Annotated in this window: 23 protein-coding genes and 1 pseudogene; 12 read left to right on the top strand and 12 right to left on the bottom strand. The window is 71.7% G+C overall.

The window, feature by feature from the left end:
• The first annotated feature begins 316 nt into the window (after positions 1-316).
• Both KUM49_RS43515 and KUM49_RS43510 read left to right on the top strand, forming a co-directional pair.
• Complete coding sequence (locus KUM49_RS43515; protein WP_217242474.1) at positions 317-1,270, top strand: ATP-binding protein; 954 nt, start codon at positions 317-319, stop codon at positions 1,268-1,270.
• Between the two features lie 10 nt (positions 1,271-1,280).
• The gene (locus KUM49_RS43510; RefSeq protein WP_217242473.1) at positions 1,281-1,856 is read left to right on the top strand and encodes a TetR/AcrR family transcriptional regulator; all 576 of its coding nucleotides are present in this window, start codon (positions 1,281-1,283) and stop codon (positions 1,854-1,856) included.
• 606 nt (positions 1,857-2,462) lie between these two features.
• On the opposite strand, the gene KUM49_RS43505 is transcribed toward KUM49_RS43510, so the two are convergent.
• On the bottom strand, positions 2,463-3,308 hold the full coding sequence (locus KUM49_RS43505; protein ID WP_217242472.1) for a helix-turn-helix transcriptional regulator: 846 nt from the start codon (positions 3,306-3,308) through the stop codon (positions 2,463-2,465).
• 172 nt (positions 3,309-3,480) lie between these two features.
• Between KUM49_RS43505 and KUM49_RS43500 the strand changes: the two genes are divergently transcribed.
• A complete protein-coding gene (locus KUM49_RS43500) occupies positions 3,481-4,278 on the top strand; it encodes an SDR family NAD(P)-dependent oxidoreductase (protein WP_217242471.1) in 798 nt (265 codons plus the stop codon).
• A gap of 119 nt (positions 4,279-4,397) precedes the next feature.
• Positions 4,398-5,108, top strand: a complete 711-nt coding sequence (locus KUM49_RS43495; RefSeq protein ID WP_217242470.1) for a GNAT family N-acetyltransferase — start codon at positions 4,398-4,400, stop codon at positions 5,106-5,108.
• Positions 5,109-5,132: 24 nt separating this feature from the next.
• Here KUM49_RS43495 and KUM49_RS50105 read toward each other — a convergent pair whose 3' ends face one another.
• Complete coding sequence (locus KUM49_RS50105; protein ID WP_217242469.1) at positions 5,133-6,665, bottom strand: HD domain-containing phosphohydrolase; 1,533 nt, start codon at positions 6,663-6,665, stop codon at positions 5,133-5,135.
• A gap of 166 nt (positions 6,666-6,831) precedes the next feature.
• Here KUM49_RS50105 and KUM49_RS43485 point away from each other — a divergent pair, with 166 nt between their 5' ends.
• Positions 6,832-7,239 (top strand): nuclear transport factor 2 family protein, encoded by a 408-nt coding sequence (locus tag KUM49_RS43485; RefSeq protein ID WP_217242468.1) that lies wholly within the window; start codon positions 6,832-6,834, stop codon positions 7,237-7,239.
• Positions 7,240-7,401: 162 nt separating this feature from the next.
• Positions 7,402-8,385 (top strand): VOC family protein, encoded by a 984-nt coding sequence (locus tag KUM49_RS43480; RefSeq protein WP_217242467.1) that lies wholly within the window; start codon positions 7,402-7,404, stop codon positions 8,383-8,385.
• 86 nt (positions 8,386-8,471) lie between these two features.
• Here KUM49_RS43480 and KUM49_RS50100 read toward each other — a convergent pair whose 3' ends face one another.
• On the bottom strand, positions 8,472-8,600 hold the full coding sequence (locus KUM49_RS50100) for a hypothetical protein (protein WP_302185581.1): 129 nt from the start codon (positions 8,598-8,600) through the stop codon (positions 8,472-8,474).
• A complete protein-coding gene (locus tag KUM49_RS43475) occupies positions 8,584-9,210 on the bottom strand; it encodes an AMP-binding protein (protein WP_217242466.1) in 627 nt (208 codons plus the stop codon). The genes KUM49_RS50100 and KUM49_RS43475 overlap by 17 nt, the downstream gene beginning before the upstream one ends.
• A 336-nt stretch (positions 9,211-9,546) precedes the next feature.
• On the opposite strand from KUM49_RS43475, the gene KUM49_RS43470 reads away from it, so the two are divergent.
• The gene (locus KUM49_RS43470) at positions 9,547-10,497 is read left to right on the top strand and encodes a hypothetical protein (RefSeq protein WP_217242465.1); all 951 of its coding nucleotides are present in this window, start codon (positions 9,547-9,549) and stop codon (positions 10,495-10,497) included.
• 63 nt (positions 10,498-10,560) lie between these two features.
• Here KUM49_RS43470 and KUM49_RS43465 read toward each other — a convergent pair whose 3' ends face one another.
• Positions 10,561-11,283, bottom strand: a complete 723-nt coding sequence (locus KUM49_RS43465) for a response regulator transcription factor (protein WP_217242464.1) — start codon at positions 11,281-11,283, stop codon at positions 10,561-10,563.
• On the bottom strand, positions 11,280-12,578 hold the full coding sequence (locus KUM49_RS43460) for a sensor histidine kinase (RefSeq protein ID WP_217242463.1): 1,299 nt from the start codon (positions 12,576-12,578) through the stop codon (positions 11,280-11,282). Before KUM49_RS43460 ends, KUM49_RS43465 begins: the two co-directional genes overlap by 4 nt.
• A gap of 214 nt (positions 12,579-12,792) precedes the next feature.
• Between KUM49_RS43460 and KUM49_RS43455 the strand changes: the two genes are divergently transcribed.
• The 3 genes from KUM49_RS43455 to KUM49_RS43445 all read left to right on the top strand — a co-directional run bounded on the left by KUM49_RS43455 (position 12,793) and on the right by KUM49_RS43445 (position 18,373).
• Positions 12,793-15,282 (top strand): ABC transporter permease, encoded by a 2,490-nt coding sequence (locus tag KUM49_RS43455; RefSeq protein ID WP_308407003.1) that lies wholly within the window; start codon positions 12,793-12,795, stop codon positions 15,280-15,282.
• A gap of 210 nt (positions 15,283-15,492) precedes the next feature.
• A complete protein-coding gene (locus KUM49_RS43450) occupies positions 15,493-17,118 on the top strand; it encodes a DUF4157 domain-containing protein (RefSeq protein ID WP_308407002.1) in 1,626 nt (541 codons plus the stop codon).
• Positions 17,119-17,701: 583 nt separating this feature from the next.
• Positions 17,702-18,373, top strand: coding sequence for an IS3 family transposase (locus KUM49_RS43445; protein WP_217242461.1), 672 nt, complete (start codon positions 17,702-17,704; stop codon positions 18,371-18,373).
• Here the strand turns inward: KUM49_RS43445 and KUM49_RS49500 are convergent.
• Positions 18,359-18,592, bottom strand: a complete 234-nt coding sequence (locus KUM49_RS49500) for a recombinase family protein (RefSeq protein WP_308407001.1) — start codon at positions 18,590-18,592, stop codon at positions 18,359-18,361. The two genes, KUM49_RS43445 and KUM49_RS49500, sit on opposite strands and share 15 nt — an antisense overlap.
• A gap of 199 nt (positions 18,593-18,791) precedes the next feature.
• On the opposite strand from KUM49_RS49500, the pseudogene KUM49_RS43435 reads away from it, so the two are divergent.
• Both KUM49_RS43435 and KUM49_RS43430 read left to right on the top strand, forming a co-directional pair.
• Positions 18,792-18,914 (top strand): annotated as a pseudogene (locus KUM49_RS43435) (EamA family transporter); the annotation flags it as partial.
• A 163-nt stretch (positions 18,915-19,077) separates the two neighbouring features.
• Positions 19,078-19,353 carry a DUF1876 domain-containing protein gene (locus tag KUM49_RS43430; protein ID WP_217242460.1) on the top strand — a complete coding sequence of 92 codons (276 nt, stop codon included), beginning with the start codon at positions 19,078-19,080 and terminating at the stop codon, positions 19,351-19,353.
• A gap of 4 nt (positions 19,354-19,357) precedes the next feature.
• On the opposite strand, the gene KUM49_RS43425 is transcribed toward KUM49_RS43430, so the two are convergent.
• From KUM49_RS43425 to cbiQ, 5 genes are all read right to left on the bottom strand, one after another.
• On the bottom strand, positions 19,358-20,533 hold the full coding sequence (locus tag KUM49_RS43425) for a serine hydrolase domain-containing protein (RefSeq protein ID WP_217242459.1): 1,176 nt from the start codon (positions 20,531-20,533) through the stop codon (positions 19,358-19,360).
• Between the two features lie 34 nt (positions 20,534-20,567).
• Complete coding sequence (locus tag KUM49_RS43420; protein WP_308407000.1) at positions 20,568-21,038, bottom strand: organic hydroperoxide resistance protein; 471 nt, start codon at positions 21,036-21,038, stop codon at positions 20,568-20,570.
• A gap of 120 nt (positions 21,039-21,158) precedes the next feature.
• Positions 21,159-21,629, bottom strand: coding sequence for a MarR family winged helix-turn-helix transcriptional regulator (locus KUM49_RS43415; protein ID WP_217242458.1), 471 nt, complete (start codon positions 21,627-21,629; stop codon positions 21,159-21,161).
• Between the two features lie 10 nt (positions 21,630-21,639).
• Positions 21,640-22,407 (bottom strand): energy-coupling factor ABC transporter ATP-binding protein, encoded by a 768-nt coding sequence (locus KUM49_RS43410; RefSeq protein ID WP_217242457.1) that lies wholly within the window; start codon positions 22,405-22,407, stop codon positions 21,640-21,642.
• Positions 22,395-23,156, bottom strand: coding sequence for a cobalt ECF transporter T component CbiQ (gene cbiQ, locus KUM49_RS43405; protein ID WP_217242456.1), 762 nt, complete (start codon positions 23,154-23,156; stop codon positions 22,395-22,397). The genes KUM49_RS43410 and cbiQ overlap by 13 nt, the downstream gene beginning before the upstream one ends.
• Position 23,157 lies beyond the last annotated feature (1 nt).

The following is a 23,157-nucleotide window of genomic DNA, read 5'->3' as shown; positions in this document are numbered from 1 at the left end:
CGGCGTGACGAGCGGTCACGGGGGAGCGGAGGGAGAACGCCGCCAGTATCTCCGCGACCCGAATCGTCTCCATCCGCAAGAGGCTAACGCCTGCCCGGAGCCGGCCGGGAACCGTCACCGCGCCGCGCATAGGTCGATCAACCGATGTGCCGGGACTCCTGGCCCGTGAGGATGTGCGGAGCGCGGACACGACGTGCCGCGCGGCGGCCCGGCCGCTCACCTGTCACGGAGAACACTGACGAGCGGTCACGGGGGAGCGGCGGACTGACCGCACGCATCCCCCCGCCGGCCCTTACAGGTGAGTGATCCAGTGCACATGACGGAACAACCTGTGTTCCCCCCGGGCGGTGCGGCGGTCCACGGCGGGCTCCCGGACGCTCCTGAAACCCCGTTCATCGGCAGGGTGACGGAGCGTGCGGTGTTCCGCTCGGCGCTTCGCGGTGACCGCGAGACGCCGGCGGTGCAGTACCTGCACGCGATGGCCGGCGCCGGGAAGAGCGCGCTGCTGAGGCGGTTCGCTCTCGACGCCGCCAGGGCCGGCAGGACGGTCCGCGAGGCCGACGGAAGCCGTTTCGCCGGCCCGCGTGCCCTGTCGGCCGCCCTCGGCGACATCGAGGCCCTGACCGGTCCGGTGCTGCTCGTCGACCAGGTGGACCGGTGCGAGAGCCTCGAACCGTGGCTGCGCGAGTGCTTCCTGCCGTCCCTGTCCGAGGACGCGGTCGTCGTCCTCGCCGGACGCCGACGCCCGGACCCGGCCTGGACCGCCGATCCCGGCTGGGCCCGCCATGCCCGTACGCACCGGCTCGCATGCCTGGCGGACCACGAGGCGGACCGTCTCCTCGACGGCCTCCGCGTGCCATGGCCGCTGCGCACCCCCGTCAAGGCGTTCGCGGCGGGCCACCCGCTCGCCCTGCGTGCCGCCGCGGCCGACGCGCTGGCACGTCCGCTCCCGTCCGCCGGGACGGGAACGTGGTCCCCCGCCCCTTCCACCACGTCGTTCCTGTTCGGCCGCCTCGTCGGCCCGGCGCCGACGGCCCTGCACCGCACGACGCTGGCCGTCGCCGCCGCCGCACGGGTCGTCACGGAGGGACGCCTGCGGGCCGCGGTGGGCAGCCAGGCCACGTCCGCGTTCCAGTGGCTCCGCACCCAGCCCTACATGACACCCGTGGCCGGCGGGCTGCGGATGTGCGAGGTGCTGATCCACGTCGTGCTGGCCGAGAAGGCGCGGGAGGGAGCGATGCGCGGCACCAGAAACTTGCCTTACTGGTAAGTTAAGTTTCATGAGTCCTCGAAGGAGTGCCCGCAACCAGCTCATCGAGAGTGCCGAGGAGGTCTTCTACAGCCGGGGCCTCGGCGCCACCGGCGTGGACGCCGTCGCGCAGGCGGCCGGTGTGTCGAAACCGACGCTGTACGCGCACTTCACCGGCAAGGGCGAACTCGCCGCGACCGCACTGCGCCACAGGCACGACCAGGCGGCCGCGGAACTGGGGGAATGGCTGGCCGGCGTGGCAGATCCCGCCGCCCGGCCGCTGGCGGTGTTCTCGTGGCTGGCGCACCGGTACGAGACCAAGGGCAGGCGGGGCTGCGCCTTCCTCAACGCCGCGGCCGAGGTGGTCGACCCCGCGGACCCCGTGCGCCAGGCCGTCCGGGGGGAGAAGCGGTGGCTGCTGGGCCTGCTCACCACCCTGTGCGCCGAGGCCGGGACGACGGCACCCGAACTGCGTGCCTCCCAGTTGCTGCTGCTCATCGACGGAGTGGCCGGACGCGTGGTCGTCGAGGGTCCGGAGGCCGCCGCGCGGGCGGTGGCCGACGCCGCCGACGCCGCGGCCGCGCTGCTGGCGGCCGGTACGTCATGAGGCGCGCCGGGGACCGGGTCGCGCGCCGCGCCACCCTTCTGCTGTCCGGCCTGGCCCTCTACGGGGTCAGTACGGCCCTGCTGGTCCGGGCGGGTCTGGGAACGGACCCGTGGACGGTCCTGACCCAGGGGCTCGCCCGTACCACCGGGCTGACGCTCGGGGTCGTGGTCGTCCTGATCTCGGCCGTCGTGTTCGTCCTCTGGGTTCCCCTGCGGCAACGCCCCGGCATCGGCACCTTCGCCAACGCCGTCCTCGTCGGCCCCGTTCTCGACCAGGCGCTGCGGGTACTGCCCGCTCCCGGGCCCTGGCCGTGGCGGCTGCTGTCCCTCTTCGCCGGAGTCGTCGGCACCGCGGTGGCCACCGGTCTGTACGTCGGGGCCGGCTGGGGGCCGGGCCCCCGGGACGGACTGATGACCGGACTGGCGCGGCTGGGTGTTCCCCTCCTCGTCGCCCGTACCCTCGTGGAGGCCTCGGTCCTGGCGGGGGGATGGCTGCTCGGCGGCACCGTCGGCATCGGCACGGCGGTGTACGCCCTCGGTATCGGACCCCTCGTCGCCTTCTTCCTGCCGCGGCTCGCCCTGCCGCCGGACGAGCCGCGAGCCGCCCCTACGACGGGCTCTCCGAGAACTGGGTCCCGATGGTCCGCAGCAGTGCGAGCGCGTCATCGTCCGACGACCCCGGAACAGCCGTGTACAGAACGGCACGCAGATCACTGCCCTCGACGGTGAGCACATCGCAGTCGAGGGTCAGGGGGCCCACCTGAGGGTGGCGGATCGTCTTGCGGCTGGAGGCGTGGCGGGCCACGGCGCGTTCCCGCCACAGGGACTCGAACCGGGGACTCGCCCGCCGCAGGTCGGTGATGAGCCCGCGCAGCAGCGGATCGTCCGGGTGGCGTCCGGCGGCGGCACGCAGGTCGGCGGTGGCTGCGGACTCGAAAGCCGCGTCCTGCTCGGCGGTGGCGATGACCCGCGACGGGACGCCGGTGAAGTGCCGCCACAGCAGGTTCTGGTCGCGTGCCGGACCCGCGGACAGTTCCCCGAGCAAGGCGATGAGCAGAGGATTGGCGGCGACCACCTGCCAGGCGGCGTCCAGTACGAGGACCGGGGTGTCGGTCATCCGGTCCAGCATGCGTCGTACCCCGGGCGGGATGTGCCTGCTGATGCCGCTGGTGCGCGGATCGGCGTACCCCGCCAGCCGGAACAGGTAGGCGTTCTCGTCGTCGGACAGGCGCAGCGCCCGGGCCAGCGACTCCACCACAGACGGCGAGGGGTTGCCCGCCCGTCCCTGTTCGAGGCGGGCGAGGTAGTCCACGGAGAGCCCGGCGAGCAGCGCCACATCCGCGCGCCGGAGACCGGGTGCGCGCCGACGGGCTCCCGCGGGCAGTCCGACGCTCGCCGGAGTGAGGCGGTCGCGCCAGCCGCGCAGACAGCGGGCGAGTTCTTGGCGTTCCATGACTCCATGGTCACCCGGTTCGCACCGGTGAGGGTAGCCCTGTCCGTCCTAGCCAGACACGGTCTCTGGTACCGGGCCGGCGCGACGTCCATCGTCGAGGGCAACGGCCGGCACAGACGCTGTGCGCCACCACGGCCGCCCCTGAATCCGTTACGCCCTTTGGAGCCACCGCATGACCACGCATCCCCACCGCAACCCTGCGCCGCTGACGCTCCGGGCCCGGCGCCTTGAGGACAAGGTGATCCTGATCACCGGTGCGTCCGCCGGGATCGGCGAGGCCGCCGTGCGGCGCTTCGCCGCCGAGGGCGCGACCGTCGTCGCCGGCGCACGCCGCGTCGACCGCCTGGAGAAGCTGGCCGCCGAGCTGTCCACCGGGGCCGCCCAGGTGGTCGCCGTCCCCCTCGACGTGACCGACGAAGCCTCCGTCGAGGCGGCGGTCGCCACCGCCGTCCAGCGGTTCGGCCGCCTCGACGGCGCCCTGAACGCCGCCGGGGTGACCAGCGACGGCACCCCCGTCCACGACAAGCCCACCGACGTCTACGACCGGATCATGGAGGTCAACGCCAAGGGCGTCTTCCTCTCGATGAAGTACGAGGTCCGCGCCCTGCTCGCGCACGGCGGCGGATCGATCGTCAACGTCTCCTCCATAGGCGGCATGGTCGGCGTGGCAGGCATCTCGGAGTACGTCGCTTCCAAGTGGGCGGTCAACGGACTCACCAAGAGCGCGGCCCTGGAACTCGCCCCGCACAACGTGCGCGTCAACGCCCTCGCGCCGGGCTCCACACGCACGGAGATGTGGGACATGCTCCCCGCCGCGATGCAGGACCACCTCGCCTCCATGTCGCCGATGAACCACGTGGCCCTCGCCGACGATATGGCCCGCGCCGCCCTGTTCCTGCTCTCCGACGAGAGCCGCTGGACCACCGGGGCCGTGCTCCCGGCGGAGGGCGGCCACCACGTGGGCCGCTGACCCTGCCCGCCGACGCCACGCGCGTGAGCAGAAGATGGACAGCAAGCGGCCGACCGTTGCCTGTTTCCGCGCGTTAGCGTCCCGGGCCGAAGTGATCACACCGACCCGGCGAGGTGCCCATGCGCCAGGTCACGGACCACCGACTCGACAACCCGGCTCTCACCTCCCTGACCGGGCCGCACGCCCGCTTCGCGGAGTGTCGCGGACGCGTGCTCCGCTACCCGCGTGAGGTGTCGCAGTTCGTGGCCCTGCCCGACGCCCCCGTCCCGGCGGACTGGGAGGACCTCGCCACGCTCGCCGGTCCCGGGAACCGCGCCCTCCTTCCCGCCTCGGCGGCCGTGCCACCGGCCGGCTGGGACGTCGAGTGGCGGCTCGAAGGCCTCCAGATGGTCCTGGAGGACCACGACGACGCGTCCTTCCCCTACCAGGAAGTGCTCCGGCTGGGCTCCGCGGACGTACCGGAGATGCTCGCCCTCGCCGAGCGGACCCGCCCCGGCCCCTTCCACGCGCGCACCATCGAACTCGGCGCGTACTACGGCATCCGCCGGGGCGGCGAACTCGTGGCCATGGCGGGCGAACGGCTGCGTCCGCCCGGCTGGGCGGAGACGAGCGCCGTCTGCACCACCGCCGCCCACCGGGGCCAGGGCCTCGCCGCCCGGCTCGTCCTCGCCGTCGCGGCCGACGCCCGAAGCCGCGGCGACCGCTCCTTCCTCCATGTGACGGCCGACAACACCCGGGCCGTCCGGCTGTACGAGTCCCTGGGGTTCCGCGTGCGCTGCCGGACGGCCTTCACCATGGTCCGCGTGCCCGCCCCGGCCCGGAGGGGCTGACGACGCCGGAGAACGCCGTCGACGCTACGGCAGCAATTGGTGCTCCATGGCGAAGACGGCCACCCCGGCGCGGGTGCGCCGTCCGGTCTTGTCGTAGATGTGCGCCAAGTGGTGGCCGACCGTGCGGTCCGAGATGGACAGGCGCTCACCGATCCGCTGGTTGGTCAGCCCCCGGGCGGCGAGCTTCAGCACCTCGACCTCACGATCCGTCAGCCCGGCCGGATGACCGGGGCGGGCCGGCCTCAGGCCGGCCGCGCGCAGGACGAGAGCACACGCACCGGGGTCCAGCTCACCCGCCGCGGCCTGGCCCTGGAGCAGGGCGGCGGCGGCCTCGGCCGAGTGGGCGTCCCGGTGCGCCCTCGGCTCGGTCAGCGCGGCGAAGACATCGGCCGCGGCAAGGATACGGCCGGCCTGCGACAGGTGCGGCGCGCCCGTGCCGCGGTGGTAGCCGCTGCCGTCCATGCGCTCGTGGTGGGAGGAGGCCAGGGCGGCCAGCGGCGCGAGCAGCGGTATGCGCTCCAGCGTCCGCTGCGTCCAGTAGGCGTGGAGCCGTACGCGCTCGGTGTCGGCCGTGCTCAGTGGGTGCGTGCTGTCCCATACGTCGGCGGAGACCGTCGCCCGCCCGAGATCGTGCAGGAGGGCCGCGCACCGCAGCCGCTCGACCTCGTCCGCCGCCATGCCGGCCAGTCGGGCGGCCCCGGCCGCGAGGCGGGCGACGTGCTCACTGTGGCCGATAAGCCACCGGCTCTTGAGATCGACGAACCTGCCGAGCAGCGCGCACAGTTCGGCCATCTCCGCGGCCGGCACCGTGGCGTGGGGCAGGGGTTCGAGCGCCAGGACGGTGGCGAGGGCGTCGGGCACGCGGAGGGGAGCCAGCACCGTGTCCGCCGCCTGTGTGAAGGCCGAGGCGAGGCCGGGATCGAGATGCCCCCCGGCCCGCCGCGCCACTTCGAGCGCCGCCGCCGGCACCCCGCCCGCGGCATGGGCCAGTACGGCCTGCTCGGCGACGTGGACGACACGCGTGGCCAGGGGCAGGTGCGGGCCCTTCCGGCCGTGCGGGATGCCGAGCCCGTCCCAGCGTTCGTAGACGTCGTCCAGCGCCGCGAGGGTAGGTGTGCCCAGTCCGAGGCCCCTGCCGAGCACCCGGCTCGTCTCACAGCCGTTGCGCATGGCTTCCACGCCGGCACTCGGCAGTACCTCGGCCAGGACACCGGTCAGTTGGCGCGCGGCCTGCCGGGTCCATCCGCCCAGCCGGTACAACTGCTCCGCCATGGGCGTCCCGTCAGCCGGGTCGAGGTGTTTCAGCGCGCGCTGGAACGCGACCTCGTCACCGAAGAGGGCCGCCAACTCCGGGGCGTAGGACGTGCAACCGACCGAACGCAGCAGGGCCGTCTCGTGGACGGTCCGGCACGTGTCCGCTCCCGCGCCGAGCACGTCCCGTGCGAACACGGTCGCCACCGCACAGGTGCGCAGCCCTTTCTCCACGGGCATGCCGGCCGCCATGTCGGTGGTGAGGGAGAACGCCGCCAGTATCTCCGCGACCCGAATCGTCTCCATCCACAAGAGGCTAATGCCTGCCCGGAGGCGGCCGGGAACCGTCACCGCGCCGCGCATAGGTCGATCAACCGATGTGCCGGGACTCCTGGCCCGTGAGGATGTGCGGAGCGCGGAACACGACGTGCCGCGCGGCGGCCCGACCGCTCACCTGTCACGGAGAACACTGATGAACACTGCCGCTCGACCCCACACCGACACCGGCGCCGTCGTGCGCGGGCTGTACGGCCGCCTCGCTCAGGGAGATGTCGAGGGACTGCTCGCCGGACTGCACGAGGACATCCAGTGGGTCGTCCCGCCGGGCCTGCACTACGGAGGCACCTACCGGGGCCGGGAGGCGGTCCTGAACAACGTCTTCGCACGCTTCGTCACGGAGTGGGAGGGCTTCGCCGTGGAGCCCGCCGAAGTCATCGCCGCCGGGGAGACGGTCGTGGCACTGGGGCACTACAGCGGCACCAACCTGTCCACGGGCAAGGCGATGCGGACCCGCTTCGCCCATGTCTGGCGCTTCGAGCACGGTGTACCCGTCCACTTCGAGACCGTCCTCGACACCCACACCATGGTGCGCGCCATGTGACACCTGCCCGCCTGAGCAGAGGTGAGCGCGCAGTGAGCCACAGATGACCTGGTCGGCCGCGGTGCGCGAAACCTAGGCTCCCCCCAGCCCGTCCTGCCGTCCGGGCGGACGGGCTGACGCATGCGCGTTGCTCGATCTCTCACACACAGGACAGGTGCGGACATGACTGGCACGACGAACGAGGGAACAGCGTCCGAGCTGCCGTTCTCCTTCTCCCACACGGCCTTGGTCGTCGACGACATGGAAGCGGCGGTGAAGCGGTTCTCCGACGTTTTCGGTGTCACCTTTACCACGCCTGTGACGAGTGTCTTCCCGTATGTGCGGGGGGCCGCCGGTGTCACACAGGAGACCGTGCGGACGTGTGTCTCCCTCACTCAGGAACCCTACTTCGTGCTCGTCGAGGCACAGGACCGGGAAGAGGGTGTGTACGCGAGGAACCAGGTGGGCTCCCTCGCCTACTGGGGCTGGTGGGAGGAGGACACGGAGGCTCGGCTGCGGCATCTGCGGGCGGAGGGCGTGGAGATCGCCGCGACCTACGCGATCGGACCCGACGCGCCACCATCCATGATCGTCACGGAGCGCGACCTCTGCGGTACCCGGCTCTGTTACGTGGGAGCCGCGCTGCGGGACGAGTGGGCCGACCGGATCGCACGCGAACACGGCGGTGACCGGCTGCCGGAGTCGTACTACCACGTGGGCATGGTCGTACCGGACATCGACGCGGCGATCGAGCGGTGCGCCGCGGTGCTCGGGGTGCCGTTCACCGAGGCGGCCTGGACCGAGAGCCCCCACCAGGTGGAGGGCGACGTGGTGCACACGCCCTTCCGCCAGCGCCAGGCGATCTCCCGCACGCGCGAACCGTACGTCGAGCTGATCGAGGCGACGGGTGAAGGCGTGTTCGGACCGGACCGCGCGGGGGCGCTGATGTACTACGCCTGCTGGGAGCCGGACATGGCCCGGCGCCTCGCGCGCCTCACGGAGCAGGGCTTCACCATGGACGCCGTCATACGGATGGACGCCGACTCCGACCCGATCGCCGTCATCACGTCCCGCGACGCGACCGGCATCAGCATCGAGCTGGCACACCCCGGCGCCAAACCCGTGATGGAGCACTGGGCGAGCACCGGGCGGCTCCCGCAGTCCTGACGGCCGGCCGGGGCGGTGGTCCGCCCCGTACCGACACGGCACGGGTCGGCGCGCACGACGCCGGCCCGTGTTCGTGCTCCTCCGGCTCAGGGCACGACGAGTGCCTTCACGACGCGCTGCCGGGCCACGTCCTCCAGCGCGTTCTGCGCTTCCGCCAGGGAGTACTCCCGGCTGATGAGCTCGGTCCAGCGGAATTGGTCACGGTAGCGGGCCAACACCTGGACGGCCCGGTACAGGTGACCGACGTCGCTGCCCCAGCAGCCCCGGACGTCGAGGTGCTTCTGGTTCAGGTCGAGATGCGGGTTGAAGGACGCGGCACCCGCGTCCGTGTACTGTCCGACCCGTGACGAACGCCGCGTAGGGCAGGGTCCACGCCAGCACGTGGAACTGCGGGACGACGGCCAGGGCCATGTCGTCCCGGCTGAGCGCGAACGCGTCGGGCAGGCACGCCTCGACCGAATGGAGGTAGACGGACCGGTGATTGTAGACGACCCCCTTGGGGAGGCCGGTCGTCCCGGAGGTGTAGCACATGGCGGCCGCGGACCGTTCGTCGACGTCGGGCCAGTCGTAGGTGTCCGCGGCCGTGCTCAACAGCGCGTGGTAGTCGTGCACTTCGACACCCGCGGCGGCTTCCCGCGGAGCGGCGAGGTCAGCGGGACCGTTCACGATGACATGACGCACCGCTTCCAGGTGCGGCAACAGGGTCGCGAAGGCCGGAACCAGCGAGTGGTCGACGATCACGTAGGCGTCCCCGGCGTGACGCGCGATGTGTATCAGCTGTTCCGCGGGCAGCCGGATGTTCAGCGGATGCACGACGCCGCCCATCGCCGGCACCGGCGGTGACGACCCTGCTGTTCGCGTGAACCCGCGATCCGTGCTGCAGGATGCGTCTGATCTGCAGGTGTGTGGTGTGCATGGTGCTGCGCATGGGATCTCCGGGTTGAGTGAGTGAGGTGGTGCTGGTCCCGTTCCGGCACGGCTGCCGGGCGTGTCACGCCGTAGGGGGACCGGTCGGCGGACCGCTGCTCCGCGAGCCTAACCAGGGCGGCGGTTCGCAAGGCGTCCGCAGCGGCGGACGAACTGGTCGATCACTGCTCTGATCCTGCTCACCTCCGGGCTCGAGGTGCTTCTTGGCCGTCGGCCGGTGATATCTGTGAGCGGATGTGGTGGAACCGGAAGTTCGGCAGCGGGGTGGCGGGCACACGGATGACGGCGGACGTCGCCCGGCCCTGCCAGTGGCCGTCGACAGCCATTGTCCTGTGCGTCACCGTGCTCGTCCCGCTCGGCTGCCTGCTGGTGACCGTGATGGCGTTCGCCCTGGCCTGGCCCGGATTCGAAGGACTGTGGGACGAGGCGCTCGCCGCTCGTGCAGCCGAGGACTCCTACTCCGCCGACTGGTTGCGTGTCGTTCCTCCCGCGCTCCTTGCGGTACCGCTCGGCGGGTTGGTCGTCGCCGCGGGCAGCGCCGTGGTGCACGCGGCGGCCGTGGCCGGTGGCACCGGTGAGAGGGAGCACCCCCGGCCGTCCGTGCGCGAGGTGTGGCGGCGACTGCGTCCCAGGGCCGCGGGCATACTCGTCGTCTACGTCCTGCGTGCCGCACTCGTACTCGCGGCGGTGCTCGCCGCCGGGGCGGCGAGCGTGGGCGTGGCATCCGCCCTGGACCTGTTCACCGGCCTCGACCCCTTTCGCATGGGCGGCCCGTTCGAAACACCGGTCGGGCTCGCCTCGATGCTGGCGCCGTTGCCGGTCCTCCTGCGCCTCGGATTCATACTGGCCCCCGCCGCCGTCGCCGTGGACGGTCTGACGGCACGGCGGGCGCTGCGTCGCTCGTGGGTACTGGTCTGGCGGCGGAGTGTCTGGCCCCGGCTGCTGGCAGCAGCCGCGCTGGGAGCGTCTGTCATGGGGGCCGTCTGGTGGTCGTTGTGGCAGGCCTTCACACCCTCGCGTCCCGCCGTGCGCGAGATGGTCCTGAACCATGTCACCTCCAACGCGTACGTCGCTGGAGCGGCGGCGACCGCGGTGCCGATGGTGATGCTCACGCTGTTCTGCGCCGCGGTCTTCCTCCGCCCGGCGCAGACGCTGCTCACTTCCGTCTACGTCCGCCTGCGGTGACCTGCCGGTCCTGAACCGTCCCCGGGGAAGACCTCGGTGGTACCTGGGGGCACCCCGTCCCCGTCACGTCCGGCCTGAGTGCGTTCCGTCAGTCTCGTCCCCGCCCGCGCACACTCCGTTCTCCCACGCCCAGGCGGCGATCTCCACCCGGTTGCGGGTGGCGAGCTTGCGCTGCACGCTGCCGACGTGCGTCTTGACGGTGGACAGGGAGACGTGCAGCTCGGCAGCCACCTCCTCGTTGGTGCGGCCACGGGCGACGAGGCGTACGACGTCCAGTTCACGCGCGGTGAGAGTGCTTCCCGGCGGAACCGGGCCGGTGCCCGCCCGGCCCCGCCTTCCGTCGCCGGTCCGGCCGGCGGCGTCGGTCATGTGCCTGAGCAGGCGCACCGTGACCGTCGGGGAAATCAGAGCGGTGTCGGCGGCCACCGCGCGCACGGCCTCCACCAGCAGTGCGGGCGACCCGTCTTTCAGCAGGAACCCACAGGCACCGTGACGCAGCGCCCGGTACACGTATTCGTCCAGGTCGAACGTGGTGGAGATGAGGACTTTCAGCGGGTCGGTCGCCTGCGGGCCGGCCAGCAGGCGGGTTGCCTCCAGGCCGTCCAGGCCCGGCATCCGGATGTCCAGCACACACACGTCGGGGCGGAGCCGCCGGGCCTCGCGCACCGCGGTCGAGCCGTCGGCCACGGAGGCGACGACCTCCATGTCGGGCTGGGCGCCGAGGATCATGCCGTAGGCCGAGCGGATCATCGGCTGGTCGTCCGCGATGAGGATGCTGGTCGTCATGTGTCCAGGGTGACAGTTGTGCCGGGCATCCCGGCGCATCCCTCCGCTCCGGCCGTGACGGCGGCCCGGTCGTCGCCCGCGGGGCCGGGATCGGGCAGCGGACCGGGAAGGGGTATGCGTGCCTCGACGATCCAGCCGACTCCCGCCCGCGGCCCCGCGGTCAGCGTGCCGCCGACCATGGCGGCGCGTTCCGACAGCCCCGTCAGGCCGAATCCGGTACCTGGCGTACCCGTCGGCGGAGTGCTCCGGTCGGCGTCCGGTCCGTCGTCGGTCACCGCCACAAGGACGGTGGGCCGTTCCGAGCCGTCCTCCTCCAGTCGTACGTCGACGGTGACCGCGGTGGCCCGGCCCGCGTGCTTGCGTACGTTCGTCAGGGCCTCGCGCACGATCTGGTGCACCGTGGTGGCGGTGCCGGGAGGCAGATCACCCCCGGCGAGGCGCGGGTCCAGGGCGAGCGTGGTCTTTGGGCCGCTCGCGGAGAACCGCTCGATCAGGTCGCGCAGTTCGGTGAGCATGCCGCCCGTTCCCGGCCGGTCGCCGGGACTCCGGGGGTCGCGCAGGACGGTGACCATGGACCGCATCGACCGCATGGCCTGGGACCCGGCGTCCTCGATGGCGGCCAGCATGTCGTCGAGTTCGCCGGGTGACGGAGGCCGGCCCGCAGCCGTCGTGTACCGCACCGCCCTGGTCTGGGCGATGATCGCGGTGACGTGGTGGCCGACGAAGTCGTGCAGGTCCCGGGCGTATTCGAGCCGCTGTTCCTGGATCTCGGCCGTGCGCTCCCGCTTCCGGTAGCGGTCGAGGAGCCGCAGGTAGAGACCGAGCACGGTGGCGAGGGCGGCGGCGAACCACAGTACGGGCACGACGTAGGACACCAGGTCCGGGTACTCGGCGGGATCGCAGCGCAGGAACTGCGCGCTGAGAGCGGCGAACGCACCCCCGGCCAGGGGCACGGCACCCCGCGGCCGGAGCTGCCGGACGGCACGAGCCATGACCAGCAGCAGCGCTGCCGATTCGATGATGCCGAAGGTCGTCTCCGCGTGGGTACTCATCCTGGCGTTCACCAGGGTCACGAGGCAGGAGGCGACGACACCCGAGGCGGCCGTCGCGGCGAAGCGGTCCGGACGCGCGGCGACGGCCGCGAGGACGAGGAAGCCGGACACCGTCCATGCCGCGGCCATCGGCACGGAACCGGTGTTCGTGCCCTCGGCAGCCACCCCGGCGAGCAGCAGCACCGCCGCGCAGAGCGCCGCAACCCGCCGGCCTCCCGTCGGGACGTGGAAGAACTCGTTCATGCCGGTGAAGGCTACGGGGCCCGCCCGCCGCCGCGCCTCGGCCGAACGGCCGATGACCGCCCGGCGAGGGGGTCCGGCACTCGGTCCTCCGGCTGATCCGCACGCCTGCCCGCCCGGCCCAGAATCGTTCCGTCCGCCGGTACACCGGCTGTGACGTCCCCGCCCACGACCCCGGAAGGCCCCACATCGTATGTTACGTACGGTCCTGCGCTCCGTGCTCCGCGATCGGCACCGCTTCATCCTGCCCGCCCTCGCCGTGCTGATCGGTGTGGCTTGCGTCAGCGGCTCCCTGCTGTACACCGGTGCCCTGGCCCGGGACGCGGAGCAGCTCCAGCGGGCCTCCCGGCCCGACGTATCGGTGGAGGTGCGTCCCACGGGGGAGCACGCGGTGACCGACGAGGCCCTGCGGCACCGGCTCTCGAAGCTGCCCGGGGTGGCGTCGGCCCGCGGCACCCTGCGCGGCCGGGCGTTCCTGGTGGCGCCGGACGGCACCCTGGTCGGGACGCCGTCCTCGGACGTGGGCGTGGACCACGTACCCGGCGCGCGCGGTACCGACCCCCGTCATCCCATGACCGAGGGGCGCGGCCCGCACGGACCCGGTGAGATCGCCGTGGACCGGTGGGCGGCGGCCCGGGCCGGGTACCGGGTCGGCGACCGGGTGCGAGTGGTCGTCGCCGGGGAGGCCCGTACGGTCCGGCTGACCGGGGTGTTCACCGTGTACGACTTCGCCGTCGCGGCGGGCGGCACGGTCACCGCGTTCGACCGCGCCACCGCGCGTGCCCTTTTCGCGCCGGGCCCCGGCCGGTACGGGTCGGTGACCCTGGAGGCCGCCGCGGGTACCTCCGACGAGGCCCTCGCGGACCGGGTGGCCGCCGTCCTGCCGCGCGGCCTGGACGTCGCCACCCGCGCGGAGCTGGACGCCGAGGCGGCGGCGTCCCCCGATCGAAAGAAACTCGGCACGATCCTGCTGCTGTTCGCGGGGATCGCTCTGTTCGTCTCCGCGTTCCTGGTGAGCAACACCTTCTCGATGCTCAGCGCGGTGCGCGCCCGCGAACACGCCCTGTTGCGCGCGGTGGGGGCGGGGCGGCGCAGGGTGCTGGGGCAGGTGCTCGCGGAGGCTGCCCTGGTCGGCACCGTCGCGGCCGTGGCCGGTTACGCGCTCGGCCTCGGTGTCGCCGCGCTGCTGGGAGCCCTGTTCGGACCGGCGGCCGGCCCCACGAGTACGGTCCGGCCCGCCGTCCTGGCCCCGCTTCCGCTGGTGACCGCCCTCTGCGTCGGCGTGGGATGCACGGCCGTCTCCGCGTACCTGCCCGCACGACGGGCCGCCGCCGTCGCCCCCGTCGCGGCACTGCGCACGGACCTGCCCGTACCGGCCGGTGTCTCCCGGCGCCGCGCCTGGATCGGCTTCGCCGCTGTGGCGCTGAGCGCGCCGGTCCTGGCCGTGGCCGGTGGGAACCTCGGCGTCCTGTGCCTGGCCACTCCGGTGCTGATGGCCGGCCTGATCCTGCTCACTCCGATGCTCGCACGGGGCGTCACCCGCGCGCTGCGGACGCCGGTGCGCCGGCTGACCGGGGTACGCGGCACCCTGGCCCTGGCCAACGCCCGCCGTGATCCGAGGCGTACGGCGGCGACCTCCGGGGCGCTCACCGTGTGCGTGGCACTGGTCGGCGCGGTCACCGTGGCGGTGTCCTCACTGGGCGCCACGGCGGAACGGGAAGCCGCGGCTTCCGTGCCCAGCGATCTGCGGATCACCGCGGTCGACTTCGCGGAGATCGGTGCCGCAACGGCGGCCCGGGTGGCGCGGCTGCCGCACGTGGCGGCGGTCAGCTCGGTGCGCGAGGCGGGTTTCGGCCTGCGCGACGGCTCTCGCCTGTGGACGGTCGTGGTCGATCCGCACGCCGTGGACGAGGGCCGCCTGGTCGGTCTCCGGGTGCGCTCCGGTGACCTCTCCGACCTGCCTCGGGGTATCGCGGTGACAGGGGCCCTGGCCGAGGAGCACGGCTGGCGGGTGGGCGATCGCGTGGTCGGCAGGCAGCTATCGGGCACGGGTACTGTCGACGGCCCGCCGCTGGACCGTGAGATCGTCGCGGTCTACGACGGCCCCGACGTCCTCGGTCCCGCCCTGCTGCCGGAGCGGGCCGTGACCGGACGCGGGACGTCCGCGGGCGAGGTGGACACGGTGCTGGTGCGGGCGGAGCCGGGTCGTACGGCTGCCGCCAAGGCGGAGATCCGCCGGGCGCTGCGCGATCCGGTGCTGCTGGTCGAGGACCGGGCGGACGCCGGGCGTGCGGCTCGCGACGCGTTCGGCTCGCTGTTGTCCGTGCTGTACGCGCTGCTCAGTGTGACCGTGGTCGTCGCGGCGCTCGGCGTCGCCAACACCATGAGCATGGCGGTCCTCGAACGCGGGAGGGAGATCGGCCTGTTGCGCGCGGTCGGCATGGAGCGTGCCGCGGTGCGGTCGATGCTGCGGGTGGAGTCGGTGGTGGTCTCGGCGCTGGGCGCGGGACTAGGCGTCCTGGCGGGCACTGCGGCCGGGGTGGCGGCGGTGGCCGGACAGGAAGGTGCCGTGGTCGGCGTGGACTGGGTGTTCCTGCTCGCGGTCTTCGCGGGCGCGGGCGTCATCGGTGTGCTCGCCGCGCTCGGCCCCGGCGTCCGGGCGACGAGGGCGCCGGTGACGCGCGCGGTGGGTGGCGAGGTCGGATGACGGGCAGCACGCGATGCCCTTGAGGGAATACCGGGGCGGGATTCAAGTGGAGCCTTTCGTCTCGTCCGGTGACGACGGTTCCCCGGATATATCTGAAGGGTCATCCACTTGGAGGTTGTGCTCGTGCACGCGCGTAAACCGATTCGCAGGGCAACAGGGAGCTGGGAACGATACGGGCGTGCGGAGGCGCATACGGATGCCGAGGGGCTCGTGGCTCTGCAACGTCTGGTGGGCAATGCCGTCGTGGCCAGAGCGGTCGAGGAGCAGCGGCACAGCCATGGCGCCGGCTGCGGACACGGATCCGAGGTGCAACGATCGGCGGTCCATGACGTGCTGGGCTCCGCCGGCCGTCCGCTGGACACCCCGTTGCGTACGGAGATGGAAGCCCGGCTGGGCGCCGACTTCGGTGACGTACGACTGCACACCGACGAGGCCGCCAGGGATTCCGCGGCGGAGGTCGGCGCACGGGCCTACACATCCGGTCATCACGTCGTCGTCGGCCACGAGGGCATGGACAAGCACACGCTCGCCCATGAGCTCACCCATGTGGTGCAGCAGCGCCAGGGCCCGGTGGCCGGGACCGACAATGGGTCCGGACTGACGGTCTCCGATCCGTCGGACCGTTTCGAGCGTGAGGCGGAGGCGAACGCGACGCGGGTGATGAGCCGGCAGTACGTCGACGAGGGGGCGGTTCAGCGCTCCACCCACGCGACTCGCGGCGCCGAGGACCCGGTGTCGACGCCGTCGGCGACGGCCGGTACCGCGTCGGTACAGCGGGCGGGCGGCAGACAGGCCGCGGCAGGAGCGCGCACCCCGGGCTCCGGGGAATCGTCCGGGTCGGAAGACGGAAAGGCGATGGCGCAGGCGGAACTCAAGTTCAAGTCGGATGCGAGGGTTTTGTGGGATCGCATCGGCCGCATCAAACCGCTGGCCGCGAAGCCCCGATTCAGGAAGGGGGTGGTGGACTGGCTGGCCACCGTCAGGAATGACATGGAAATGGCCGTGGACGGGGAGGCGGGCAGGAATGAGGTCAACAAGTCCGCCGTCGCCGACATCATGGCGGGGTTCCACGCCGACGATGTGAGGGGACACCAGGTCAATTACATGTGGTTCCTTCAGCACCAGGACACGGAAGGAATGTTCGAGGGAGGCCTGACGGGTCGCGCCACGGCCTCTTCGGAACACGGTCAGATCTGGTCGAAGATGGGCGCGGCCGAGGCCATCAATGATGCCAACGTAGGTCGCGGCGTCGCCTTGGAATCGTCGGTCCAGGGCTACATCTTCAACGGCCTCGGCTTCGGACTCCCCAGGTGGAACGATTCCCCGACCATGGGTGAACTGTGGCACCAGTTGTCCCGTACGTTCGCCAAGGACCTCACGAACTGGGTCACCGCTCATGTGTTGGACGGTATCGACAGCAGCAGCGTCCTCACCACGACCGAGTGGCCCGAGATCAAGAAGAAGATCGAGAGCGGTGAGGTCAACGGTCTGAACGTCCTCGTCTACGCGGCCTCCCCCGGTGAGAAGCGGCACGAGTTGCGGCCGGTGGACATGTTCACGGTGCAGACGCAGGAGGAGTTCGACAGCCTGCCCAAGGTGCCCGGCAACGACGAATGGCGAAAGAAGCAGTGGAAGATCGACTCCGAACAGAAGGACGCGCTGGAGGAGGTCTACGCACGTCAGCGGGATATCAACGGCCTTGACGCCTACCTGAAGAACGTGTTCAGGGAGCACGGCGGCGAGGACAAGGTCCGCTTCCGTGCCATGCGCACGCCGAACAACACCGCGGTCGGCACCTTCTCGCACCGCACCTTCACCTTCTACAAGCCCTCCTGATACCGAGCCGTTCCGGGGCAGGCAGCGGGCGCTGATCCTCGGAAGGACGCGTCCGTGCCTGCCCAGCGGAAGCACCGGCCGGAGCTGATCGACGAAGGAATGTGAGGGGTGCCTCTTGCCGGGTCGGCAAGCAGGGCGGCTTCGAGTTCCCGGTAGGAGTGGGCTGTCGGTGATGCCCCAGATCCAGATGGCGTGTTCGGGTGCGTCCCGGATCGCTCGGGTGGTCTTGGCGATGTTGTCGGCTCCCAGCAGCCGCAGCCTGCCGATGGCCAGGTTCCGCAAGGCTGCCATCGCCCGCGGCGCGTTGCCGGTGTGGACGGTGGAGGCGTCCTCGGCGAACACCACATCTCTGACATGGTGGCTGGAATTTTCGATTCCCCAGTGGCCGCGCACGTATCCGCCCAGGTCGGTGGGCTGGCCTGGTGTGAAGCTTCCCCTTGATCTTGGACACCTGGAGACTGGGGCCCGAGGTTCCAGAGGAAGTAGCACCAGGTGGGAAACAAGTACACGAAGCGGTACACAGAGGAGTTCAAGCGGGACGCGATCGCGCTCGTCGACTCCTCGGGCAAGACGGTCACCGGCCGTGGCCCGGGAACTCGGCATCAAGCCCGAGTCCCTGCGCGGCTGGTACCGCAAGGCCAAGACGGCCCGGGGCGAGGGCGACTCCGGCGAGTTGACCAGTGCCGAGCGCGAGGAGCTCAAGCGGCTGCGCAAGGAGAACCGCGAACAGCAGCAGACGATCGAGATCTTGAATCTAAGCCGCCTTCTTCGTGAAGGAGAACGACCGGTGAGCGAGTTGTGCCGGTTCATCCATGCGGAGAAGGCGAACTATCCGATCGTTCTGCTGTGCCGGGTCCTGCACGTGACCCGCTCCTCCTACTACGCCTGGCGCGCGAGCGGGGCCGCCCGGTGCGCCCGCCAGGCCGCCGACGACTCGCTCGCGCACGAGATCACCGTGCTGCACCTCGCCTCCCGGAAGACCTATGGTGGTCCGCGCATCCATGCCGAACTGCGGCGCCTGGGACGACGGGTGAACCGAAAGCGCGTCGCCCGCGTGATGCGACCGGCGGCGTCGGATGTTGCGAGCCATTTCGGGGACACCCCCCCCGCGAAGTCTGACGGATACTCGGGCTTCTCTGACGTATCGTCACTCATTGAAGATCATCTTGCACGTGCGTTGCGCAAGGTGTTGAAAGACAACAGTGATCGCTGGAGGGTAGTGAAGGTAAGTATCCACAGGTCAGCAGGCATTTGAGGGGTCCGACAGGTCGCGTCGGTTCGCCTCGCCGTGCAGCAGGATGCGCTTGTCGTCGGCTATCGAGAGAAGCTCTTCGAGGTCCTTGGGTTGTCGCATGAGGCGGTCGGGGTGGTAGACGATGACGTGCCGGATCTCTCCGTCGCCCATCGCCTTCAGCATCTCCTCCCACCCGGGCCGCTTCCGGTTGCGCTGCCATGCCGAACGGTTGTTGTCCACGTAGACATGGCCGCTTCAACACGAAGCTGGAGGCGTTCGGCGATCTCCCGGCAGATGCGTTCCTGTCGGTCGACTCCCGTCTGATCCTCGTCCCGCGTGTGGGAGATCCGGCAGTAGATCGCCGCGGGCTCGCCCGGCGTGATGGCGGTCTTGGGTAACTTCGATCGGCTCATGACAAACACTGTATGAGCCGGGTAGGACATCGATCATCGTGGGCGCGGCGATCGGTGCCGTGTTCTTCAAGGAGAGGTTCGGAGCCCCGCGCATCGCTGCGGCGGGGCTCCTGGTGCTCGGGATCGGGCTGATGCTGCACGCCGGGTAGGGGACATGGCCGTACGGTCACCGTGGCCAGCAGCTTGGCGTCTTGCCTGGGCGAACGTCCCGCGAGGGGCGGACCGTTCCGGGACCCGCGGGCGGCTCCTCAGGCCGTGCGCCCGTGCCGCCGGAGGAGCACCCTGGAAGCAGATGTTCCGGAGGTGATCGTCATGATGCACACCGCTGTGGGATGGCACGTCGAGCTGGAGTTCCGGGAGGACGATCAGCACACGCGAGCGGTCGCGATGGTCCGGCTGCCCGACGGTTCCGAGGTACGCGCGCAGGGGCACGCGAGCCGCCACCGCACCGACGCGAACCAGCCGAGGGTGGGGGAGGAGGTCGCGGGCGCGCGGGCCCTGAACGAGCTCGCCATGCGCCTGCTGACCAAAGCCCACGACGAGATCGACGAGGCGTCCGGCCGGACGTCCCACCCGATCAACGTCTGAGCCGCTACGCCGCCACGACGACGCCGCGCACCGCCCTGACCAGGGCCTGCGCCCGCGGATCCGCCGTCACGGTCTTGCGGAAGCCGTTCGTCACATAGCCGAGGGCGATGCCGGTCTCCGGGTCGGCGAAGCCGAGGGAGCCGCCGCGGCCCGGGTGGCCGAAGGAACCCGGGCCGAGGAGCGGCGACGCGCTGCCGTGCAGCATGTAGCCGAGGCCGAAGCGGGTGTTCACGACCAGGACGCGGTCGGGTCCCGCCGACTGCTCGGTCCGGGCCGCCTCCATGGTGGCCGGGTCGAAGAGCCGGACGCCGTCGACCTCGCCGATCAGCGCCGCGTAGAAGCGGGCCAGGCCGTCGGCGGTCGCGATGCCGTTGGTCGCGGGAAGGGCGGCCGCCCGGTACGCCGGGGCGTTCTGGTCGGGGAAGGGGGTGATCGCGGCGAAGGCGCGGCGGGTGAGGGAGGCGGGGTCGTCGTAGGCCTCGGTGACCGCCCGCTTGGGGCGGACGCGCAGGTTCGCTCCGGCGGCGGGTTCCGGCGTCTCGATCCGGCCCACCCGCCCGGTCCGTCCCGCCTCCTCCTCGGCCTGCGGCAGCCCGAGCCAGAGGTCGGCGCCCAGCGGGCCGGCGATCTGTGCCGCGATCCACTCGCCGGCCCACAGGCCGGTCACGCGCCGCACGAGTTCGTCGAGCATCCAGCCGTACGTCAGCGCGTGGTATCCGTGGTCGGTGCCCGGCTCCCAGACCGGGGCCTGGGCGGCGACCGCCTCGGCGCCCCGCGCCGGGTTCAGGGCCTCGCCGGGCGTGAGCGGACGGTCGAGGACCGGGAGGCCGGCACGGTGGTTCAGCACGTGCCTGACCAGCACCCGCTCCTTGCCCCGTGCCTTGAACTGCGGCCAGTACTCGCCCACCGGCGCGTCCAGGTCCAGCAGCCCGCGCTGGCGCAGCAGCAGCGGTACGGCGGCGGCGACGCCCTTGGTCGCCGAGCGCACGATCTGCGCGGTGCCGCGCCGCCAGGGTTCGGTCCCGTCGATGTCCCTGGTGCCGGCCCACAGGTCGACGACCCTGCGCCCGTCCCGGTAGACGGCGACCGCCGCGCCCCGCTCCCCGAGCGCCTCGAAGTTCCTCGCGAACGCTTCCCTGACCGGCTCGAAGCCCTCGGCGACCGTGCCGTTCACGTCCACGTCCGTACTCCTCGTCTCGCCGTGCGGGTCCCCCTCAGCCAAGCAGGATCGTCACGTCGATGTTCCCGCGGGTCGCGTTGGAGTACGGGCAGACCTCGTGCGCCGCGTCCACCAGCTTCGCCGCGATGTCCGCGTCGAGGACCGGCAGCGAGACGCTGAGGGCGACGGCGAGGCCGTAGCCGCGGTGCTGGTTGGGGCCGATGCCGACCTTCGCGGCGACCGTGGAACCGGACAGGTCGTAGCCGGACCGGCGGCCGACCATCACCAGCGCGTTGTGGAAGCAGGAGCTGTAGCCGGCCGCGAACAGCTGCTCCGGGTTGGTTCCGTTGCCGTCCCCGCCGAGCTCCGGCGGCATCGCGACCTTCAGTTCGATCTGCCCGTCCTGACTGGTGACGTAGCCGTCCCGGCCGCCGTGCGCGGTGGCCTCAGCGACGTATGCGATCTTCGTCGGACGGGTGTCGACGGAGACGGCGACGGCGGCACTTTCGACGGTCTCTTCGATCACGGCAGAACCTCCCCCAGCAAGTACATCGTGCACAAGGTACCGGCCGGTAGCCATGCCTTGCACGGCCGGGAGGGGCAACCGCGGGTAACGCGATGTCAACGAGTGATGCCGGGGCCGGGGTCAGCGGCCGCGCTCGGCCGCGGCCTCCGCCCGGTCCGCGAGCCGCCACAGCTCCTCGCGCAGCCGCGCGGCCTCCGCGCCGTCCAGCTCCGTGGCCGTGAGCAGGGCGCCGGGCACCCGCCCCGCGCGCTCCTTGAGTGCCTCCCCGCGCCCCGTGCACGCGACCAGCACCGAGCGCTCGTCGCTCACCGCGCGCTCCCGGCGCACGAGCCCCGCGCTCTCCAGTCGCTTCAGCAACGGCGACACCGTGCCGTAGTCGAGGCGCAGGGCGCCCGCCAGCTCCTTGATCGTGATCTCGCCGCGCTCCCACAGCACCAGCAGCACGAGGTACTGCGGGTAGGTGAGGCCGAGGTCCTCCAGGAGCGGCCGGTACGCGGCCGTCACCGCCCGCTGGGCGGCGTACAGCGCGAAGCACAGCTGGTCGTCCAGCAGCAGCGAGCCCTCGGCACCGGCGTCCTCTTGGTTCGTCACGCGCCCATTGTCACGGACGGCCTCCGGGCACCGGCGCCGGACGCGGATCGAAACCGAACGGCAGCTCCAGCCGGTGGGCGCGCATCAGCTCGTCGTCGGCCAGGAGTTCCCCGGTCTTCCCGTCGGCGGCGATCGTGCCGTCGCTCAGGATCAGCGAGCGCGGGCACAGCTCCAGGGCGTACGGCAGGTCGTGCGTGACCATCAGGACGGTCACGTCCAAGGACCGCAGGATGTCGGCCAGTTCGCGGCGGGAGGCGGGGTCGAGGTTGGAGGAGGGCTCGTCGAGGACGAGGATCTCCGGCTCCATCGCCAGCACCGTCGCGACCGCCACCCGGCGCCGCTGGCCGAAGGAGAGGTGGTGCGGGGGCCGGTCGGCGAAGTCCTGCATGCCGACCCGCTCCAGGGCCGTCCGCACGCGTTGCTCCAGCTCGGGCCCCTTCAGCCCGGCCGCCGCCGGCCCGAACGCCACGTCCTCGCGCACGCTCGGCATGAAGAGCTGGTCGTCCGGGTCCTGGAAGACGATGCCGACCTTGCGCCGGATCTCGGCCATGTGCTGCCTGCCGACGGGCAGTCCGGCGACCTTCACGGTGCCGGTGCCGCCGCTCAGGATGCCGTTGAGGTGCAGCACCAGAGTCGTCTTGCCGGCGCCGTTCGGCCCGAGCAGCGCGACCCGCTCGCCGCGGGCGATGGCGAAGTCCACGCCGAACAGGGCCTGATGGCCGTCGGGATAGGCGAAGGCGAGGCCGGAGACCTCGAGGGAAGCGGTCACAGCGTCCATCCCAGCAGACATACGACGAGGGCGGCGAACGGGAGGGTCAGCGCGGACGACCACTGCGCCCGGGACGCGGTCACCTCGTCGATGACCGGCATCGAACCGGCGTACCCGCGGCTGATCATGGCCAGGTGCACGCGCTCGCCGCGTTCGTAGGAGCGGATGAACAGCGCCCCCGCGGACTTCGCGAGGACGCCCCAGTGTTTGACGCCGCTCGCCTCGAAGCCCCGCGACTCCCGGGCGATCCGCATCCGCCGCATCTCGTCCGTGATGACGTCGCCGTACCGGATCATGAAGGAGGCGATCTGCACGAGCAGCGGCGGGAGCTTCAGCCGCTGGAGTCCGAGGAGGAGTTCGCGCAGTTCGGTCGTGGAGGCGAGGAGTACGGACGCGGCGACGCCGAGGGTCCCCTTGGCGAGCACGTTCCAGGCGCCCCACAGGCCGCTCACGCTCAGCTGGAGGCCCAGGACCTCGACGCGCTCGCCCTCCGCCACGAACGGCATCAGCACCGCGAAGGCGACGAACGGCACCTCGATCAGCAGCCGCTTGAGCAGGAAACCGGCGGGCACGCGGGCCGCGTACGCGACGCAGGCCAGGAGCACGGCGTACAGCCCGAACGCCCACATCGCCTCCCGCGGGGTCGACACCACGACCAGCACGAAGGCGAAGGTCGCCGCGAGTTTCGTGTGCGGCGGCAGGGCGTGCACGGGCGAGTGCCCGTGCCGGTAGAGCTTGTGCGCGTGCCCGGCACCCATG

Source organism: Streptomyces sp. AC555_RSS877 (assembly GCF_019049245.1).
Classification (GTDB): Bacteria; Actinomycetota; Actinomycetes; order Streptomycetales; family Streptomycetaceae; genus Streptomyces.
The sequence above is the reverse complement of the archived record's forward strand: the minus strand, read 5'-3'. Positions and strand labels throughout refer to the sequence as shown.

Coding starts and splice junctions, on each gene's coding strand:
- KUM49_RS43515 (WP_217242474.1), top strand. CDS start 317: ATGACGGAACAACCTGTGTTCCCCCCGGGCGGTGCGGCGGTCCACGGC.
- KUM49_RS43510 (WP_217242473.1), top strand. CDS start 1,281: ATGAGTCCTCGAAGGAGTGCCCGCAACCAGCTCATCGAGAGTGCCGAG.
- KUM49_RS43505 (WP_217242472.1), bottom strand. CDS start 3,308: ATGGAACGCCAAGAACTCGCCCGCTGTCTGCGCGGCTGGCGCGACCGC.
- KUM49_RS43500 (WP_217242471.1), top strand. CDS start 3,481: ATGACCACGCATCCCCACCGCAACCCTGCGCCGCTGACGCTCCGGGCC.
- KUM49_RS43495 (WP_217242470.1), top strand. CDS start 4,398: ATGCGCCAGGTCACGGACCACCGACTCGACAACCCGGCTCTCACCTCC.
- KUM49_RS50105 (WP_217242469.1), bottom strand. CDS start 6,665: ATGGAGACGATTCGGGTCGCGGAGATACTGGCGGCGTTCTCCCTCACC.
- KUM49_RS43485 (WP_217242468.1), top strand. CDS start 6,832: ATGAACACTGCCGCTCGACCCCACACCGACACCGGCGCCGTCGTGCGC.
- KUM49_RS43480 (WP_217242467.1), top strand. CDS start 7,402: ATGACTGGCACGACGAACGAGGGAACAGCGTCCGAGCTGCCGTTCTCC.
- KUM49_RS43475 (WP_217242466.1), bottom strand. CDS start 9,210: ATGGGCGGCGTCGTGCATCCGCTGAACATCCGGCTGCCCGCGGAACAG.
- KUM49_RS43470 (WP_217242465.1), top strand. CDS start 9,547: ATGTGGTGGAACCGGAAGTTCGGCAGCGGGGTGGCGGGCACACGGATG.
- KUM49_RS43465 (WP_217242464.1), bottom strand. CDS start 11,283: ATGACGACCAGCATCCTCATCGCGGACGACCAGCCGATGATCCGCTCG.
- KUM49_RS43460 (WP_217242463.1), bottom strand. CDS start 12,578: ATGAACGAGTTCTTCCACGTCCCGACGGGAGGCCGGCGGGTTGCGGCG.
- KUM49_RS43430 (WP_217242460.1), top strand. CDS start 19,078: ATGATGCACACCGCTGTGGGATGGCACGTCGAGCTGGAGTTCCGGGAG.
- KUM49_RS43410 (WP_217242457.1), bottom strand. CDS start 22,407: ATGGACGCTGTGACCGCTTCCCTCGAGGTCTCCGGCCTCGCCTTCGCC.
- cbiQ (WP_217242456.1), bottom strand. CDS start 23,156: ATGGGTGCCGGGCACGCGCACAAGCTCTACCGGCACGGGCACTCGCCC.